Genomic DNA, 17,745 nt, shown 5'->3' with positions numbered 1-17,745 from the left:
TAAAGTCAACCATCCTACACAAAAAGCACGCGTTAGCCTTTTGCATCATAGTATGGCGGGATTTAAAATATGCTAAAATACTTTCAAATCCCAAAAAAGACGGTTTATGCAAAAGCTTTTTGTCTCACATCCCACCCCTTCAGGCTACCGTATTGCATGTCAAGGTGCGTGGACCCATGGGTTTGTGGCTTCGGTGCTTGACGCGCAGGCATGGAAGCATGTGAGAGCAAAAGCAACCTTTGATTTTTCACAGGTGGTTTCCATGGACACGGCTGGGGCCTTGGCATGGTTACATGTAAAGGCGCGTCTTGAAGCGGCGGGGGTACATGTCGAGGTGGTAGGCATGCAAACCACGATGGAAAAATTGATTGATTTGTGCAAAACGCACTTCCATAAGGAGGCGCCTTCTAGGGCTTCTTTTGGCATGCTAAGTGAAACGTTTGTGGCGCTGGGAAAACATGTGGAGGGCATGTGGAGGGCATTTTTACTCTTTGCTTCCTTTGCAGGAGGCGCCATGTACGCTCTAGTGCAAACGTTACGTGCGCCAAAGAAAATCCGTTTTCGTGCCACCTTGTACCATTTGGAGCAAAGCGGCTTAAACGCGCTTCCTATCATCATCATCACCGCATTGCTTATTGGTGTGGTAATCGCCTACCAAGGGGCGGTGCAGTTAGAAAAATTTGGGGCCAATATTTTTATCGTGGAGATGGTGGGTATCGCCGCTACGCGTGAGCTTGCGCCTATGATCGTTGCCATTGTCATTGCTGGACGGAGTGCTTCGGCCTTTACGGCCCAAATTGGGGTGATGAAAATCACCGATGAGGTGGATGCGATGAAAACCATGGGCTTTGGCCCCTGGGAGTTTTTGGTTCTTCCTCGGGTAATCGCCCTAATTATAGCCTTGCCTTTGTTGGTACTTTTAGGGGACGCGGTGGCCATTTTTGGAGGCATGCTAGTAGCGCGCGCAGAACTTGGAATCAGTTTTGTAGAATTTGTGGACCGTTTTCAAGAGACGGTTGCGCTCAAGCACGTTGTCATTGGCCTTGTTAAAGCACCAATTTTTGGCATCATCATCGCGCTGATTGGGTGCCATCGGGGGTTTGAGATTAGCTCTTCTACTGAAAGCGTGGGAAAATACACAACCATTAGCGTTGTGGATGCAATTTTTTGGGTCATCGCCTTTAATGCCCTATTTTCAGTGCTTTTAACGGAGCTTGAGATATGATGGTTGAGGTAAAGAACGTGGTCACTGCCTTTGGAAGCCATGTGGTACACGATGGGGTGAGTTTACATGTAAAGAAAGGGGAAATCTTTGGACTTTTGGGCGGAAGCGGAAGTGGAAAAACCGTCTTGATGCGCGAAATGATTTTGCTCAACCGTCCTAAAAGCGGGCAAATCCGTGTCCTTGGGGAAGAGCTTGCCTCCCTTGATGAGGCGGCCAAGCAAGCCTTGCGTCTTCAGTGGGGGGTGTTGTTTCAATTTGGCGCCTTATTTAGTTCGCTTACTGTGCTTGAAAATGTCATGATTCCTTTGCAAGAATACACCCCGCTGCCCCGTGCGTTCATCGAAGAGATGGCGCGGATGAAGCTTCGGATGGTAGGATTGCCCGAGCACGCCGCCTCCTTGTGGCCCGCAGAACTAAGTGGCGGGATGAAAAAGCGTGCGGGACTTGCGCGGGCGTTGGCGCTAGACCCAAAGCTGCTCTTTTTGGATGAGCCAACTTCGGGGCTAGACCCCTCAAGTGCCAGAGCGTTTGACGCGTTGGTGTTGGAACTTCGAGAACTTTTGGGGGTGACGATTGTGATGGTGACCCACGATAAAGATACGATTGAACACGTGTTAGATAGGTTTGTGATTTTGGGCGAAGGGAAAGTGCAAGCGCAAGGGTCCTATGCCGATCTTATGCACACGCATCCTGCCCTTATGCAACGATTTATGGAGTAATCATGGAACACCGCGTACGCTATTTGCTGTTAGGATTGTTTGTTTTTGGCGTAGGGATTGCTGGGGTCTGGTTTATCTTGTGGCAAGGAAAATATGCCCAAGGCGACGCCTTTGATCACTACAAAGTCAATACCCGTGAGTCTGTTGCGGGGTTAAACGACAAAGCTCCCGTGAAGCTTCGTGGGGTAAATGTGGGCGAAGTGGAACGGCTGTTTATTAACCCGCAAAACAGCGAAGAAGTAAGCATCATCATCAAAATCAAAGCCGATACCCCCATTAAAACAGATACGTACGCGCTGATTGAGCCTCAGGGAATTACGGGACTTAGCTATTTGCAGTTAGAGGGAGGCACCCGCGAAGCACCGATTTTACCCACGGGCAATGAAGAAAAAACCATGGGTGTCATTTTGACAAAACCTTCGTTGTTTTCACGGGTGGACCAATCTTTTGGGCGGGTGATGGAAAAGGTAGAAACCATTTTAGAATACGCCACTAGCGTAGCGGAAAAAACCAACCTTTTGCTTGATGAAACAAACATACGCCACATCCAACAAATGCTTGAAAACAGTGCAAAGAGCACCGAGGCCTTAGCGGCGATTACGCAAGAGTTGGCCAAAGAGCGTGAGCATCTTGCCACCTTGATTCGCCAAGGGGTGGTGCTTGAAGAAGAAGTGATTGACGCGGCCAAGGGGGTAAGGATGGCATCAGACGCCCTTGCGCAAGTGGTGGAAAACCAAGGGGTAGCAATGATGGAAAAAGTGAGCACTTCAGCCCAAAGTGTCCAAGGTGTGATGGAAAAAATCGACCAAAAAGCCAGCGCGGGGATGTTTGATGTGGGAAGCATCGTTAAAGATGCCCTCATGCCAGCCCAGCACACCTTGTATGAACTTGAACTCGTGATGGTACAGTTGCGCCAATTGGCACAGCGCCTAGAAGAAAGCCCCTCAGATTTGCTCTACCGTTCTGCCCCAAGACCTCTAGGACCAGGAGAGTGACCATGCGTTGGATTGTTGTGTTGAGTCTCGTGCTGTTTATGACAGGCTGTGCGTTAAAGCCCACCCTTGCCCAGCCCACGGCGCAAATGCGCCTTGGGGAAGTGGACGCGATGCGTGTGCTTGCCAAGCCTCTTCCCTACGTACTCCAAGTGCGCCCCATGGCGGGCAATGTGGATTCCACCCAATTGGTCTACCAAACACAAGAAGGCTTACGTCATGCGTATGCTTATCACCGTTGGGAAGAGCCGCTTTCTAGGCAAATGCAACGCTTAGTGGTGCTAGCACTGGCCCAAAGTGAACTGTTTGAAGATGTGGTGAGTACCACAAGTAAGGTACGCCCACAGCGTGTATTGGAAAACAGTGTATCCGCCTTTGAACAGTATTTACTGCAAGATGGCACCTCTGTGGTGCGCTTACATGTAAGGGCGCGGGTGGTGGATGTTGCAGAAAATACTTCGGTTGCCCATCGGGTGTTTCGCATTGAAATGCCTGTGCTTGTTCAAACACCCACGGGTGCACTGGAGGCGTATAACCGTGCCTTTGAACTGTGGGTGAGAGAACTGACAATATGGTTAGCGTCTTTAGGAGAACCCCATGCGTCCTAGTGCTTTGATGGCGTTGGCGGCATTTGTGATTGTGATTGCAGGGGTGAAGGCGGCGCAGGTGATTATGGTGCCGTTTTTATTGGCGGTGTTTATTGCCATCATTAGTGCCCCTTTGTTGCTTTTGCTTGAAAAACTTGGGATGCCACGCATCTTGTCTTTTTTGATTGTACTTGCGGGTGTGGTAGGGATTATGATGGGGGTGGGGATGATTGTGGGCAATTCCATGAACGGCTTTTTAAGTTCCTTGCCCGAGATTCAGCGCAAACTCTCTTTTGTGGTCAATGATGGCATTGGGTGGCTAAAGAGCATGGGCGTTCCTATCGACATGAGCGCGCCACCGCAGGGGTTTGACCCCTCTAGCGCCATCACGACAGCGGGAGCCTTTTTGCGCTCTATGAGTCAGATTCTTTCCAACTCTTTTTTGATTTTCTTGATGGTGACTTTTATGTTGTTTGAGACGGTGAGTATGCGTGCAAAGGTGAGCTTTTTTGCCCAAAAAAATCCTGAAAACTTGCACATTGCCGAGACGTTTATCCAAAACCTCAAACGTTACCTTGCCATTAAAACCGTGGCGAGTTTTGTCACAGGAGTGCTCATTGGGAGCGTGCTTTCTGTGATGGACGTGAAGTACGCACTGTTGTGGGGCTTACTGGCCTTTTTGCTCAACTACATCCCTACCATTGGGTCGATTTTAGCGGCGATTCCTGCGGTGTTGGTGACATTGGTAGAATTGGACGTGGGCGCAGCATTGTGGGTGCTTTCGGTGTTTGTGGTGGTCAATATTGCCATTGGTAATTTCATCGAACCGCGTTTTTTGGGGCGTGGACTTGGGATTTCTACCTTGGTGGTCGTGATGTCATTGCTCTTTTGGGGATGGGTTTTGGGGCCAGCGGGGATGTTTTTGGCGGTTCCGTTGACCATGAGCGTGAAAATCGCCCTTGATGCCAACCCACGTACGCGGTGGATTGCGATGATTTTGAGTGATTACCGTGGGGAAACGGCGGCGGCTAAAGCCGAAGAGAGTTCGGTGATTCCCCTTAAAAAGTTAAAAAACGATGCGTAAACTCCTCTTAGCACTCCTCTTGGTGTTAGGATGCCTTGGGGCGCGGACAGATTTCTCGGCCCTTAGCAACCAAGAGCTCATCGCCCTCATCGGGTACGTCAAGCCAAATGAGCGCCCCTTGCTTTTAAAAGAACTCGAAAGCCGCAAGCCCACCTTTTCGCCCAATGAGCGCCAACAATTTGAGCGCGCCATGAAAGAGAAGCGTTAGTGGCACGGCTATTGTTGCTAGAAGATGACATGAACCTCTCCCAAACCTTGTGCGAGTTTTTGGAGGATGAGGGGTTTGAGGTGGTGTGCGTGTACGAGGGCGAAGCGGCCCAAGAAGCCTTATACGAAGAGCAGTTTGATGTGTTGTTGTTGGATGTGAATGTGCCCAATATCAACGGGTTTGCCCTCCTAAAGGAAGCAAGAAAGGCCGCGGTGGCTACCCCTGCGATTTTTATCACTTCGCGGGATGGGCTTGAGGATGTGGAGAGCGGGTTTGCTAGTGGGTGCGATGACTATATTCGCAAACCCTTTGCCCTTAAGGAGTTGTTGCTACGGGTTCGCAGTTTGTTGCGCCGTGAATTTGGACATGTGGGCAGTGCAGTGGTGGCTTTGGATGAAGAAGTGGCTTTTGACACGGTGGGAAATGCCTTACATGTAAAGGGTCAGATCCATCCCCTTGGGCGCAAAGAAGCTCAATTGTTGGCTTATTTTTTAAAACGCCGTGGGGAAGTGCTAAGCCACGAAGCTTTGCAAGAAGCCCTGTGGTCGTACGAGGAAACGCCTAGTGAGGCGGCCCTTCGCACCTACATCAAAAACCTGCGAAAATTGATTGGAAAAGAAAAAATTGTCAGTTTCAAAAAACTGGGATACAAACTTACAACGGCGTGAAAGACGCACCCTTGTGGCGTTTTTGGCACTGTATTTAACCCTCTCGTGTACTATTTTGGGGTTGTTTGGCGCGGGGTATTATGCCCTCCAAAAAGAAGCGATGCTAAGCCTCAAACGGGGTGAGCTTAATGCGTTGGCAAATGAGCACGTCAAAGCCTTGCGCGCCTTGCACGTTGCCTTCGATAAAACCCAAGAATACCCGCGCCATGAGGCATTTCGCTCAGGGATTTTTGATGGAGCGGCAGTGGAGATTTTTTCCCTCTTACATGTAAGCCCCTTGCTCTCGCGCATCATTTACCTCAAAGAGGGGGTGATTCACTACATCAAAGAGCCTGAAGCCCACTATCTAGGGACGCAATACTTGGTCTTGGAAGTGGAAGATGATGGGGCGTGGCACCACGAAGCCTTGCGGAACATCGCGTGGTTTAGCGGTGGGATTTTTCTCTTTTTGGCAGTTGGAGGGTATTTTTTATTGCGCTTGTTGTTGCGTCCTATGCGTGAGGCCATCGCGCTTTTGGACCGCTTTATCAAAGACACCACCCATGAGCTAAACACGCCTATTCACGCCATTTTATCAAACATCGAGATGATTCCTTTGCAGACCCTAGAGCCCAAAACCGCGCGCAAACTTGAACGCATTCGCTTGGGCGCGCAGAGTGTATCGCACCTGTACCAAGATTTGACCTATTTGACCCTTGGACACTATCAAGCGCGCCATGAGAGCGAGGTGCAAGTAGACGTGGTAGCGCAAGAGCGGGTGGAGTATTTTGCCCTTAGTCTGGAGGCGAAAAAAATCACTTGGGAGGTGGACGCAGCCCCTGCGGTGTTGTGGATTGACCAAGGGGCATTGACGCGTTTAGTGGATAACTTGCTTTCAAACGCTATCAAATATAACCGCGTGGGCGGAAGCTTACATGTAAGGGTTGCACCGGGTGTGTTGGAAATCAAAGACACGGGTATTGGGATTGACGCGTCCAAACTAGCGCGTGTGTTTGACCGTTACGTGCGGTGCCATGAGAGTGCGGGCGGGTTTGGCATCGGGCTAAATATTGTGGGGATGATTGCTAAAGAGTACGGGCTTGCCCTTGCCCTTGAATCCACCAAAGGAGAGGGAACATGCGTACGCGTTTTGTGGTAGGCCTCCTATTGGCCTTACATGTAAGCCTTGGGGCAACCGTGTATGAAAAAGAGTGTGTGGGGTGCCACCAAGAATTAGATGTAGGGATTGATAAATTTTTCTACCGCTATGTGTTGGTGTTTAGTTCCGAAGTGTCAGTGAAAGCAGCACTCAAAGATTATCTCATGTATCCCATGAAGGAGAAAACCCTTTTGCCCGAAGGCTTGGTGGAGAAATACGGCATCAAAGCCCCGTGGACCCTTGGCGAAGCAGCCCTAGAAGAGGCGATTGATACCTACTGGGAAACCTACACCTTTATGGGGCGGTTAAAATAGGGTTAGCGCAGTCGCGAGACTAAGCATCAAAAAACCAAGCCCTACCGCGTGACGTTGGCCGATGACAAGCCCTGCAAATCCTCCCGAATACAATCCAATAATAAGCTCCATTTTCACTCCTTACATGTAAAGTGGTGTAACTTTACCGCGTGTGCGTAAATTTTACGTAACCACTTCACAATCACTTCACAATGGCGTGTTAGACTGCGAACAATCAAAACCTAAGGAGGAAGCGATGAAACTCTTCAAACCCGCGTTAGCGATGTTATTAGTGAGTTCTTTGGCAGTTGTCAATGCCAATGCGATTGGAAAACGCGAACAAGGAGCCCTTATGGGGGCGGGCATTTTATTGCTCTTGCCAACACTTGGCCAAAACATGGGAAACCTGTTTGGCGCGCAAAATACCCAGCCCGTCGTAGTGCATCACGAGCCCGTGGTGCGCAAAGAGGTGGTGTATGTGGAGCGTGCGCCGCAAAAACGCCGTTATGCTAACGACCGTTACAATGAGCGTCGGTATGACCGCCACTACGACCGTTACGAACCCTACACACGTAAAACGATTATTATTGAACGCTAAGGAGGAAACGATGAAACGATGGATAATGACATTAGGACTTTTGGCAAGTGTTTCGTTGATGGCGGCCGATGGCGCGGCGTTGTATCAAAAATGCATCTCTTGCCATGGGGCAAATGCGGAAAAGAAGGCCTTGGGAAAAAGTGAAGTGATTGCAAATTGGAGTGTTGAGAAAAATGTGGCCGCCTTGAAAGGCTACAAAGACGGCACCTACGGTGGCCCCATGAAAGCCCTCATGAAAGGCCAAATCGCCACGTACTCAGACGAGCAAATTCAAGCGGTATCTGAGTATGTGGTCGGGTTAAAAAACTAACACGGGGTTTCCCGTGTTAGTGTCTACAGGGACAGGGGCGCACGGGTTTCACTCAAACGGTTAAACTCTGCATCTTCAATCCAGCGTTCTGGATAGGTGATGTAGTCGATGAGGTTTTCAAGCAACGTGGCATGCTGTTTTTCTTCTTCAGCAATACGCAAAAACGCCGCCTTTTCTTCGGCGTCTTCTAAAAGCTCCGCCTTTTCGACATAAAACGCGTAACTTTTTTCTTCAAGCGCTAAAGCGTGGGTGTAAAAGTCAACTTGTTCTTTGGTAAAGGCAACCGTAGGGTTGGAGGCTTTCATCTTTTGAAAAATGGTTTTTGCCCCTTTGAAGATGTCTACCGAGGGTGTGGAAGGCAGTGGCGCGCGCCCTAGCATGGCCTCAAAAGTCGCGTAATGCTTTACTTCCTCGTCTGCTAGCATGCTCAGCACCTGTTTCAACCCCATGTCTTCTGTTTTTTGGGCCAAATCTCGATAGTACTTTTCGCCCTCTTTTTCAACTTTCATGGCATATTCGTAAACATTCATCGTGGTCCCCCTTTGGCGTGATATGGTAGATTGTATAGGAAAATCATGATAACCGCCTGATATACTTACCCCCTGTTTGAGAAATGCCTAAAATTTCAAAAAAGTGAGTGATTTGTACGCATTGCCTGTGCGTTTTAACCCCTTTTTAGGAGGAGTAGATTACCATGAAAGCATCCTATTTTAAGGAGTCTCTATGGGCAAAATAATAATGATGCTAGTGGTGTTGTTGGCAACTAGCGGTGTGCTAGCGGATGATACGGCCTTTGACCGCATCTTTCAAGCCAAACTCAAAGAGGCCCGCGCCCAAGCAACAACCCTCTCCACAGACGCTTTATTTCAAAAAATGCAACACAACGAAGCCTTCGTCCTTTTGGACGTGCGCGATAAAGAAGAGGTGGAATACACAGGGGCGCCAGTATGGGAAAAGTATTTACATGTAAGCCGTGGAAGGTTGGAGCTAGCCTTGGTGGGGCTGGGGTTGGATGTGGAGGATGAGGTGGTGGTGATGTGCCGCAACAGCATCCGCTCTTTTTTGGTAGCAACCACCTTGAAAGAGTACGGGTTTAAGCACGTCCTGGTGCTCGATAAAGGGATGGACGGTTGGGTTGGAAGAGGGTATCCAACCCATAAACCCTTTTAGACGCCCTTGGCCCGTTTTCGCCACGCGTGCAAGATAAACTCGGTATAGCCATTGGGCTGAGTGACACCCTCGTACACCAAGGCTTTGGCCGCGTGCATGGCAAAGGCGTTGGGCCGAAGCAATGAGCGGTACTTGGGGTCATTCGCGTTTTGTGCGTCCACGACGACTGCCATTTTCTCAAAGGCTTCTTCGGTTTGGGATGTGGAAATGAGCCCATGGTGGAGCCAGTTGGCAAGAAGTTGGGAACTGATGCGCAAGGTGGCACGGTCTTCCATGAGGGCTTCGTTATTGCGGTCAAGAACTTTGGAGCACCCGATACCCTGATCCACCCACCGTACCACGTAGCCTAGGATGCTTTGAACGGCATTTTCTAACTCATGTTGTTTAACCTCCTCACTTAAAGGGCTCTCCAATAGGGGCGGCGTGAGCAAGGCTTCTAAAAAGTCTCCACCGTGTTTATGGGTTTTTTGCACGTGCGATACCTCTACGGCGTGGTAATGGAGCGCGTGCAAACAAGCCGCCACAGGGGAAGGCACCCACGCGGTGGAGGCCCCGCTTTGGACATGGGCAATCTTCTCTTCCACCATGCGCCGCATTTTTTCAGTCAGCGTCCACATGCCTTTGCCAATTTGCGCCCGTCCTCCAAAGCCGCTAGCAAGGCCTATGGCGACATTTTGCGCTTCATAGACACCTAGCCAAGAGGCTTTTTTTAGCCCCTCTTTGGAAAGCACAGGGCCGCGTTTCATGCAGGTGTGGATTTCATCGCCCGTGCGGTCAAGGAAGCCTGTGTTGATGAAAAAGACCCGCTCTTTAGCTGCGTTGACGCAATGGCCAAGGTTGACACTGGTGCGCCGTTCTTCATCCATGATGCCCAGTTTGACCGTATGTTCTGGAAGGTCCAATATTTTTTCCACTGCACTAAAAAACGCACACACGTGCGCAATCTCTTTAGGCCCGTGGCATTTGGGCTTGACGATATACATGCTTCCGTGCACGCTATTGTTGCGGGTATTGCGCTCATGCAAGGCACACGCAACACTCATGTAGCCATCTAGCATCCCTTCAAAAATCGGCGCTCCTTGGAACAACACCGCGTCGGTTTGCATGTGTAGCCCTACGTTGCGCACCAGCAAAAGTGCGCGGCCTTTAAGGGAGTAAGGCGTGCCATCGGGTGCTAAAAAAAGCCGATCTTTGGCGAGGGTGCGGTGGAGGGTTTTACCTTTGGCTTCAAAAGAAGCAGACAAATCCCCACGCATAAGCCCTAGGTAGTTGCGGTACAGATGGGTTTTGTCTTCCACGTCTACTGCGGCTACGGAGTCTTCAAAATCTACGATGGCGCTGAGCGCCCCTTCAAGCACCACGTCGCAAATGCCCGCAGGGTTGGTTTTTCCGATGGGGTGCGTGGAATCTAGCACGAGCTCTACATGTAAACCGTGGTGGCAAAAAAGCACAGAGGCGGGAGCCTCTTTGGAGCCTTGGTATCCACTAAAGGAGGCTGTGTTTTTGAGGGTTGCAACAGCGCCGTTACTTTGGGTGATGCGCAGGGAGCCTTCGTGAACATAAAACCCTGTAGCGTTGGCAAAAGAGCCTTTTTCCAAAGGAAAAGTGGTGTCTAAAAACTGAAACACTTGGTGAAAAACAGCGTCTCCGCGCAGAGGATTGTAGGAGGTTTGTTGTGCAAGCTCCCCTTCGTTTGGTAGCATGTCGGTGCCATAAAGGGCATCAAGCAAGCTTGTCCACCGGGCGTTGGCGGCGTTGAGCACGTAGCGCGCATTGTCCCCTGGTACCACAAGCTGCGGCCCTGCGAGTACGGAGACTTCAAGGTCAAGATTTTGGGTTTGGATGGAAAAGGGGGCAGGAGGCGGAAGCAAATAACCAAGGCGTTGTAAAAACTCTTTTTGGGCTTCAAAGGAGGGGTGCGGATGGGCGATATGCCATTGGTCGATGCTCTTTTGCAGGGCGTCGCGTTCTTCTAAGAGAAGGGCATTGGCAGACGTGTACTGGTGCAATAAAACTTCAAAATTTCCCCAAAAACACGCACTGGTGATGCCAAGGTCTGGCAAGAGTTCGTGTTCGGCAAAGGCGTAAAGGAGGGGATGGATGGTCAATTTTCCAACAGTATGCATGAAAACTCCTTGGGCAATAAATACCAAAAGCCTAGCACAGTTTCATGAGAAAAAGTTGATATTTTGTAAAAAATCGACGTTTTGTCTAATATTTTGTCAAAACGATGACATTTTTACCGTTATGGCCCTTTACATGTAAGCCTGTTTTTGCTCCCATCACTTCAAAAGTGTGGGGTGTGTAAAAGGTGATGTGGGTGGGGTCTTTGGGGTACCACCACGCGGCAAAACGTTCAGGGTCATCGTAGTGAAAATGGGTCATCAAGGCAAGGTGCCCCTTGGGGGCGAGTAAATTGGCAAGGTGGGCTAACACGGCGCGAGGGTTAGTGAGATGTTCAAACACTTCCGTGGAGGTGATGAGGTCGTATTGGTGGGAAGTGTAGGCAGTATCTGGGAAAAAATAGGGGTCAAAGTAGCGCACGGTGTTAGCGGGTGTTTGGAGCAAGTGGGCTAGCACAGGGCTAGGCCCACAGCCAAAATCCAACACGTGCTCGTCGTAAGGGTCAAAGCCGTCTACAAAGGTTAAAAACTGCTCAAACATACGCACATACCCTTCGTTTTCAAGGCTATTTTCATGAAAAGCATAGTGGGTTTTTTCAGCCTCAAAGGAGAGGTGATGGCGGGGGTGAAGCAAGACGGCTTTACATGTAAGGCAGCGAAAATAGTCCCCGTAAAACGCTTTTGTGACTCCCCCGCAACACCTACAAGTCAATGGAAATCCCCACAGGGCAGTGGTCTGAGCCTGTGATGTGGTCGAGGATAAAGGCATCCTCAAGGGCGTCTTTTAAATCTTCCGAAATAAAAAAATAATCAATCCGCCACCCGATGTTTTTCATCCGCGCGCTAAAGCGGTACGACCACCACGAGTAGACCTCTTTCACCTCTCCGTGCACGTGCCGAAAGGTGTCGATGTAGCCAAGGCTTAGCAGGGTGTCAATCCACGCCCGCTCGATGGGCAAAAAGCCAGACGTGCCCGCATTTGCCCTTGGATTGGTGAGGTCGATTTCCCGATGGGCCGTGTTTACATCGCCGCAGATGATGATGCTTTTGCCCTGCGCGCGCAGGGCTTCGCAGTAGGCGAGAAAGTCTTGGTAAAACTTTAGCTTGTGGGCAAGGCGTTCTTCGCTTTGTTGGCCGTTGGGGAAGTAGACATTAAACAGTGCCACATCGTCAAAATGGTGCTCTAAAATGCGCCCTTCGTGGGTGTGGTCGATGTGCAAGGCGGTGTCGGTTTTGGCAAAGGCGCGGTTGCTGAGCGTCATGGTGCCAGAATACCCTTTTTTAAGAGCGGGGTTGATGTGGGTTTCCAAAAATGGCGCGCGAAACAGGGGTGGGATTTGCTCTTTTTCCGCTTTGATTTCTTGAAAACAGAGGATATCGGGCTCCAAAGCCTCTACATGTAAAAGGGCATCTTTTTTTGCAATTGCGCGGATTCCGTTAACATTCCATGAAAAAAGTTTCATTTTGCTTTACCTATTAAGTCATTTTATACGTTTTGGGTGCTATTATACCATCATCATGAAACAGCTTATTTTCGTCCTTACCCTCGCCTTTTTTTCCTTATGGTTGGTCTTTCGTCATTACGATACCTACCAAGAAAATGAGATACGCCTTGGCATGTCCGCTGCCCTTTCGGGGGATCTTGGTGGCCTTGGCAGGAGCTTTCACCAAGGGGCGGACGCCTTTTTTAAAGACCTTAATGCCAGAGGCGGCGTGCACGGACGCACGGTGCGGCTCATCGCAAAAGATGACCAGTATGAGCCTAAAATCACCCTTGAGAATATCCAAGAGTTGATTGAAGAAGAACGGGTGTTTGCCCTTTTTGGACTGGTGGGCACACCCACAACCCAAGCGATTTTGCCATTGATGCGTTCCCACAACACCCCGCTTATCGCCCCTGTTTCGGGTGCTTCGTTTTTACGCGATCCTCTTGAACCTTTGATCTTAAACGTGCGCAAAGGGTACCACTTGGAAATCAAAGCCTTGTTGTCCCATTTGATTGATGAAAAAGGCTACGGGCGCATCGCTGTGTTTTACCAAAATGACAGTTTTGGGCACACGGGGTTGCATTCGGTGAAGGAACTGCTCAAAGAGCGCGGGATGCGTTTGGTGGGTGAGGGGAGTTATAAACGCAACACCTTGGCGGTGGGCCACGCCATCTACGAGCTTGAAGCCACCCACCCTGACGCGGTGATTATGATCGGTACGGCACGGCCTGTGGTGGAGTTTATTCGTCGTTCTGTTACCACCTCACTTAGCCGCGCGACCAAGGCCATTATCTCCTTTGCTTCGGCCCAGACGATTATGATTGACTTGCAATGTGTGGCGTCTAATTTGATTTTTTCGCAAGTGGTTCCCTTGCCGTGGGGAGAAGGGGAAGGGCTTGAGCGTTACCGCAGCAGTATGCGCCACCATTATTCGCAAGAAGCGATTGGGTTTGCTTCTTTAGAGGGGTACCTTGCGGCCCAAATGGTGACAAACCTCTTTGAATCCCTTGGCCCACGCTTTCGCAAAGAAGACTTTGTAGAAGCCATGGAAGCTATGGCGTTGCAAGCATCAAAGCAGCAGATTTTGACCAAGGAAGAGAACCATTGCGGATGCTTGGATGAAGTGTACATTACCCAGTACCGTAATGAAGCCTTTGAAGTCATTGGGGTGTACAACGATGAGTAAGTGGTTCATGAAAACCTTCGCTTCTTTACAAGCCATGAGCGTGCCGCGCAAAACAACGCTTTTGTTCATGATATTGGTGAGCGGGATGTTATTTGTGGGAAGTTTTGCCCATTTGGGGCTAAGCCGCATGAAGTACGAATTTGATATCTTGTATAGCAAATACACCTTGCCGATGATTCAACTTGAGAGCCTCAAGGACGTTTACACGGTCAATATCCTAGACACCTTGCGCGAGATTGAGGGTAACGAAGTTGGGGTGAGGGATGGCAAGCGGGTGATTGAGCTAGCACAAGAGTTGGTGTACCGAAGTTGGCGGGAGTATAAAGCAAGTTTGGAGATTGATGAGAGCGATTGGATTGTGCAGATATTTCGCAATTGGGGGCTGGCACCCGAAGCGCACAAAGAGAGTGCCACGCTAACCCTTAAGGAAGATTTGATTGGGCGGACTGAAGAGCGTATTGTGCGGGTCAACGCCATCTTGGAAGCGATGTTTGAGCATTTTGAGGGGTATGAAACAGAAGAGGCCTTTACCTTGTTGCGCGAGTCCCTCTACCCCGCGATTCACTCGGTCAATATTCACCTCTCCCAACTCATTCACTTTTCTCTTGAAGCGGCGAATGCGGGCAAGTACCGTACGGAACGGGTGTATGTTAGTACCTTTGAGTGGATTATCATGGGAGTGATGTTGGCCATCATCGTAGCAGCGCTGTTTGCCGCCATCATTTTACAGCACATGCGCTCCTTGTATGCCAATCTGGAAAAAACCGTCGAAGAAAAAACCAAAGAATTGGTGACGCTAAATCAAGGCCTTGAAAAACGGGTGGCTTATGAGATTGAACAAAGCCGCCAAAAAGATGAGATTATGTACCGTCAGTCGCGTCTTGCGGCCATGGGAGAGATGATTGGCAACATTGCCCACCAGTGGCGCCAGCCTCTTAATGCCCTTGCGTTGCTCATCCAAAGTTTTCAAACCAAGCAAATGCATGGCAAATTGGACGAACCCTTTGTAGACGCGCAAGTGGAACAAGGCTTGATGCTTGCCAATAGCATGTCAAAAACCATCGATGATTTTCGCAATTATTTTCATACGGGGCGGGAAAAGCAAGTGTTTAACCTGTGTGAAAACATTAACCAAACCGTCGCGATGATGCGCAATTTTTACGCCAAAGATGCCATCGAAATCACCCTTACATGTAAGGGTGATTGTGAAGCCTTTGGGTACCCCAATGAGTTTTCGCAAGTGATGATGAACCTGCTCTCCAACGCCAAAGATGCCCTTGAAAAAGTACAAGGCGAGCGGTGGATTGTGGTGGAGATTGAACAAGCAGAACAGGTAAATTGCGTGCGTGTGATTGACAATGGTGGGGGGATTCCCGCGAAGGTGTTAGAACGGATGTTTGAGCCTTATTTTACCACCAAACACCAAGCCAGCGGCACAGGGATTGGGCTGTATATGTCCAAGCAAATCATCGAAAATCAGATGCACGGGACCATTCGCGCGTTCAATACGGCGTACCAATTTAAGGGCCAAGACTACGAAGCGTGTGCAAAAATAGAAATCAAAATTCCAACACAAGAAGTGCCAACAAAGGGGTAACAATGGATTTAAACAGTTTAAAAGAATGTGTGATTTTGTACGTGGAAGACGAAGCGAGTGTACGAGAGCAAACACGGCTTATCCTTGCAGATTTTGTGAAAGAAATTGCCGTAGCAAAGGACGGCAAAGAGGGCCTTGCCCTTGCCCTAGAGCGAGAGTTTGACCTCATCATCACCGACATCATGATGCCTGGGCTTGATGGTATCGCGATGGTAAAAGCCTTGCGCAACGAACACCATAAAACAACACCCGTAATCATCACAACAGCCTTTACAGAGACAGACTACTTGCTAGAAGCCATCAAACTAAGGGTGGAAGGGTTTATCACCAAGCCCATTAACATCAAAGACCTTATTAGCACACTGTACACGACGTTGTTGCCTAAGATTCAAGGCAAAAAACTTGAAGGCTGCGCTCACGTGGTGGAGGCATTATCCGCGCTCATTGGCGGAAAAAAGATAGCCATCTTACGCTTCATCATTGACCGACGAGACAAAGACAATGTCTTTCACGGCTCCTATTATGAAATCATGGAAGAGGTGGGCGTGAGCAAACCGACGGTTGTGAATATGTTTAAACAAATGATTGGGGCGGGGATTTTGGAAAAAGTGAAAAACAAAGTCTACCGTTTTAAACAAAGTGAATTGATTGGAAAGGAAGAGGCATGAGAATGTTTAAGATTGGTCTATTGGTGGTGTTGCTTGGATTGGGGGCGTGGGCACAAGAGCGTACGGCAGTGTTTCAAACAAGCCAAGGGGAAATTGTGGTGGAATTGTTTCCAGAAATTGCTCCCAAAACGGTAGAAAATTTTGTAGGCTTGGCCAAGAAAAACTACTACGACAACACCGTTTTTCACCGTGTGATTAAAGGCTTTATGATTCAAGGGGGTGACCCAACGGCTTCAGGGCGCGGGGGTGTTTCGCTTTGGGGCGAGCCTTTTGAGGATGAGTTTCGTCCCAATATTGTGTTTGATCGCCCCGGTATCTTGGCCATGGCCAATGCGGGCCCTAACACAAATGGAAGCCAGTTTTTCATCACCACCGTTCCCACAGCATGGCTTAACGGTCGCCACACTATCTTTGGAGAAGTGGTGGAAGGCATGGACGTGGTGCGCAAAATCGAACGCACAAGGGTAGGGTCTGGCGACCGTCCTGTGGAGAATCAGACGATTCTTAGTATTACCATTAAATAAGAGTCCCGTTACATAAAACGTGCTACAATCACCCAAAATACGCAGGAGTTTACGTGAAAAAAATCGAAGCTATTATCAAACCGTTTAAGTTAGAAGAAGTCAAAGACGCCCTTACGCAACTTGAAATCACGGGGATGACCGTGAGTGAAGTGAAGGGGTATGGACGCCAGCAAGGGCATTCGGAATTGTACCGTGGGGCAGAGTATGTGGTAGATTTTTTACCCAAGGTAAAAATTGAAGTGGTGGTCAAAGACGCCGATGTGCAAGTGGCGATTGATGCTATTACCGAATCCGCCCGCACGGGCAAGATTGGGGATGGAAAAATCTTCGTAAGTACCATTGAGCGCGTGGTGCGCATCCGAACAAACGAAGAGGGCGACGAGGCGATTTAAGGGGAAAGGCTGATGCTCAAATGGCTCATTCTTCCGTTGGCGGTGTATCTTGGGGCGCTGGTATACATGTACCTTACCCAAGAACGTCAGATTTTTAACGCAGCAGCCATTCAAACACCGTTGGATTTTTCGTGCACAGAGTGCGAGGTGGTGCGCCTTGAGGTTGCTCCAAATGTTGTGCTAGAGGGCAAACGGCGTGCCCATGAGAGTGGGCCTGTGTTGCTCTATTTTGGCGGCAATGCGGACGATGCTACCCGCATTGTGTTGCACCTTGATTCTGATGTGGAAGTGGTAGCGTTTAATTACCGTGGGTACGGAAAATCTGAGGGCAAGCCCTCCCAAGAAGCCTTGTTTGCCGATGCGTTGCGTGTGTATGATGCCTTTGCTAAAGGGCGCGACGTGATTGTGATGGGGCGAAGCCTTGGCACAGGCGTGGCTACGTACCTTGCGGCCAATCGTCCGGTGCAAAAGTTGGTGTTGATTACGCCTTATGATTCCATCCGTTCTCTTGCCAAAGCGTCGTACCCGTATTTTCCTATTGATTGGCTCATTCGGCATCCTTTTGAGTCCACCCAGTACATGCCCCATGTGAGCGCATCCGTGTTTTTAGTGGAAGTTGAGGGAGACACCATAACACCTCGGCCACACCTGTTAGCGTTGAGGGAAAAGATTCCTCACCTCGCCTTACATGTAACCTTGCAAGAAACCACCCATGGCGAGGTCTTGTCTGCTTTTGAAAAGGCGCGTATCATGGAGAAAATCCTCACGTTTTAAAA

Annotated in this window: 22 protein-coding genes; 18 read left to right on the top strand and 4 right to left on the bottom strand. The window is 49.5% G+C overall.

What is annotated here, in order from left to right:
• Window positions 1-106 precede the first annotated feature (106 nt).
• From AC5SLM_RS05090 to AC5SLM_RS05040, 11 genes are all read left to right on the top strand, one after another.
• Window positions 107-1,225 (top strand): ABC transporter permease, encoded by a 1,119-nt coding sequence (locus tag AC5SLM_RS05090; RefSeq protein WP_495249850.1) that lies wholly within the window; start codon window positions 107-109, stop codon window positions 1,223-1,225.
• Window positions 1,222-1,944 (top strand): ABC transporter ATP-binding protein, encoded by a 723-nt coding sequence (locus tag AC5SLM_RS05085; RefSeq protein WP_495249849.1) that lies wholly within the window; start codon window positions 1,222-1,224, stop codon window positions 1,942-1,944. Before AC5SLM_RS05090 ends, AC5SLM_RS05085 begins: the two co-directional genes overlap by 4 nt.
• 2 nt (window positions 1,945-1,946) lie before the next feature.
• Entirely contained in the window at window positions 1,947-2,939 is a 993-nt protein-coding gene (locus AC5SLM_RS05080) for an MlaD family protein (RefSeq protein ID WP_495249848.1), read from the top strand.
• Window positions 2,940-2,941: 2 nt separating this feature from the next.
• Window positions 2,942-3,544 carry an ABC-type transport auxiliary lipoprotein family protein gene (locus tag AC5SLM_RS05075; protein ID WP_495249847.1) on the top strand — a complete coding sequence of 201 codons (603 nt, stop codon included), beginning with the start codon at window positions 2,942-2,944 and terminating at the stop codon, window positions 3,542-3,544.
• The gene (locus AC5SLM_RS05070; RefSeq protein WP_495249846.1) at window positions 3,534-4,607 is read left to right on the top strand and encodes an AI-2E family transporter; all 1,074 of its coding nucleotides are present in this window, start codon (window positions 3,534-3,536) and stop codon (window positions 4,605-4,607) included. Before AC5SLM_RS05075 ends, AC5SLM_RS05070 begins: the two co-directional genes overlap by 11 nt.
• Window positions 4,600-4,815 (top strand): DUF1104 domain-containing protein, encoded by a 216-nt coding sequence (locus AC5SLM_RS05065; protein WP_495249845.1) that lies wholly within the window; start codon window positions 4,600-4,602, stop codon window positions 4,813-4,815. Before AC5SLM_RS05070 ends, AC5SLM_RS05065 begins: the two co-directional genes overlap by 8 nt.
• Window positions 4,815-5,483: a response regulator transcription factor gene (locus tag AC5SLM_RS05060; RefSeq protein WP_495249844.1), complete on the top strand. Its 669-nt coding sequence runs from the start codon at window positions 4,815-4,817 to the stop codon at window positions 5,481-5,483. The genes AC5SLM_RS05065 and AC5SLM_RS05060 overlap by 1 nt, the downstream gene beginning before the upstream one ends.
• Window positions 5,440-6,621, top strand: coding sequence for a sensor histidine kinase (locus AC5SLM_RS05055; protein WP_495249843.1), 1,182 nt, complete (start codon window positions 5,440-5,442; stop codon window positions 6,619-6,621). Before AC5SLM_RS05060 ends, AC5SLM_RS05055 begins: the two co-directional genes overlap by 44 nt.
• On the top strand, window positions 6,600-6,935 hold the full coding sequence (locus AC5SLM_RS05050; RefSeq protein ID WP_495249842.1) for a hypothetical protein: 336 nt from the start codon (window positions 6,600-6,602) through the stop codon (window positions 6,933-6,935). Before AC5SLM_RS05055 ends, AC5SLM_RS05050 begins: the two co-directional genes overlap by 22 nt.
• A 235-nt stretch (window positions 6,936-7,170) precedes the next feature.
• Window positions 7,171-7,512, top strand: coding sequence for a hypothetical protein (locus tag AC5SLM_RS05045; RefSeq protein WP_495249841.1), 342 nt, complete (start codon window positions 7,171-7,173; stop codon window positions 7,510-7,512).
• 10 nt (window positions 7,513-7,522) lie between these two features.
• Window positions 7,523-7,822: a c-type cytochrome gene (locus tag AC5SLM_RS05040; RefSeq protein WP_495249840.1), complete on the top strand. Its 300-nt coding sequence runs from the start codon at window positions 7,523-7,525 to the stop codon at window positions 7,820-7,822.
• A gap of 23 nt (window positions 7,823-7,845) precedes the next feature.
• On the opposite strand, the gene AC5SLM_RS05035 is transcribed toward AC5SLM_RS05040, so the two are convergent.
• Window positions 7,846-8,352, bottom strand: coding sequence for a ferritin-like domain-containing protein (locus AC5SLM_RS05035; RefSeq protein ID WP_495249839.1), 507 nt, complete (start codon window positions 8,350-8,352; stop codon window positions 7,846-7,848).
• A gap of 193 nt (window positions 8,353-8,545) precedes the next feature.
• Between AC5SLM_RS05035 and AC5SLM_RS05030 the strand changes: the two genes are divergently transcribed.
• Window positions 8,546-8,992 (top strand): rhodanese-like domain-containing protein, encoded by a 447-nt coding sequence (locus AC5SLM_RS05030; protein ID WP_495249838.1) that lies wholly within the window; start codon window positions 8,546-8,548, stop codon window positions 8,990-8,992.
• Here the strand turns inward: AC5SLM_RS05030 and AC5SLM_RS05025 are convergent.
• From AC5SLM_RS05025 to AC5SLM_RS05015, 3 genes are all read right to left on the bottom strand, one after another.
• Window positions 8,989-11,118, bottom strand: coding sequence for a malate synthase G (locus AC5SLM_RS05025; protein ID WP_495249837.1), 2,130 nt, complete (start codon window positions 11,116-11,118; stop codon window positions 8,989-8,991). The genes AC5SLM_RS05030 and AC5SLM_RS05025 overlap by 4 nt on opposite strands.
• 85 nt (window positions 11,119-11,203) lie before the next feature.
• Window positions 11,204-11,827 carry a class I SAM-dependent methyltransferase gene (locus AC5SLM_RS05020; protein ID WP_495249836.1) on the bottom strand — a complete coding sequence of 208 codons (624 nt, stop codon included), beginning with the start codon at window positions 11,825-11,827 and terminating at the stop codon, window positions 11,204-11,206.
• A complete protein-coding gene (locus tag AC5SLM_RS05015; protein ID WP_495249835.1) occupies window positions 11,817-12,578 on the bottom strand; it encodes an exodeoxyribonuclease III in 762 nt (253 codons plus the stop codon). The genes AC5SLM_RS05020 and AC5SLM_RS05015 overlap by 11 nt, the downstream gene beginning before the upstream one ends.
• A gap of 1 nt (window position 12,579) precedes the next feature.
• Between AC5SLM_RS05015 and AC5SLM_RS05010 the strand changes: the two genes are divergently transcribed.
• Genes AC5SLM_RS05010 through AC5SLM_RS04985 form a run of 6 tightly spaced genes read left to right on the top strand, consistent with a single transcriptional unit; the run spans window position 12,580 to window position 17,743 of the window.
• On the top strand, window positions 12,580-13,788 hold the full coding sequence (locus tag AC5SLM_RS05010) for an ABC transporter substrate-binding protein (RefSeq protein ID WP_495249834.1): 1,209 nt from the start codon (window positions 12,580-12,582) through the stop codon (window positions 13,786-13,788).
• The gene (locus AC5SLM_RS05005) at window positions 13,781-15,385 is read left to right on the top strand and encodes a sensor histidine kinase (protein ID WP_495249833.1); all 1,605 of its coding nucleotides are present in this window, start codon (window positions 13,781-13,783) and stop codon (window positions 15,383-15,385) included. Before AC5SLM_RS05010 ends, AC5SLM_RS05005 begins: the two co-directional genes overlap by 8 nt.
• Before the next feature lie 2 nt (window positions 15,386-15,387).
• The gene (locus AC5SLM_RS05000; RefSeq protein ID WP_495249832.1) at window positions 15,388-16,053 is read left to right on the top strand and encodes a response regulator; all 666 of its coding nucleotides are present in this window, start codon (window positions 15,388-15,390) and stop codon (window positions 16,051-16,053) included.
• On the top strand, window positions 16,050-16,577 hold the full coding sequence (locus tag AC5SLM_RS04995; protein WP_495249831.1) for a peptidylprolyl isomerase: 528 nt from the start codon (window positions 16,050-16,052) through the stop codon (window positions 16,575-16,577). The genes AC5SLM_RS05000 and AC5SLM_RS04995 overlap by 4 nt, the downstream gene beginning before the upstream one ends.
• A gap of 53 nt (window positions 16,578-16,630) precedes the next feature.
• On the top strand, window positions 16,631-16,969 hold the full coding sequence (locus AC5SLM_RS04990; RefSeq protein ID WP_495249830.1) for a P-II family nitrogen regulator: 339 nt from the start codon (window positions 16,631-16,633) through the stop codon (window positions 16,967-16,969).
• Between the two features lie 12 nt (window positions 16,970-16,981).
• Entirely contained in the window at window positions 16,982-17,743 is a 762-nt protein-coding gene (locus AC5SLM_RS04985) for an alpha/beta hydrolase (RefSeq protein WP_495249829.1), read from the top strand.
• Window positions 17,744-17,745: the final 2 nt, after the last annotated feature.

The sequence above is a fragment of the Sulfurospirillum sp. HTRB-L1 genome (assembly GCF_059415125.1).
Note: the sequence above shows the minus strand (reverse complement) of the source record. Positions and strands in the feature narration are given on the sequence as shown.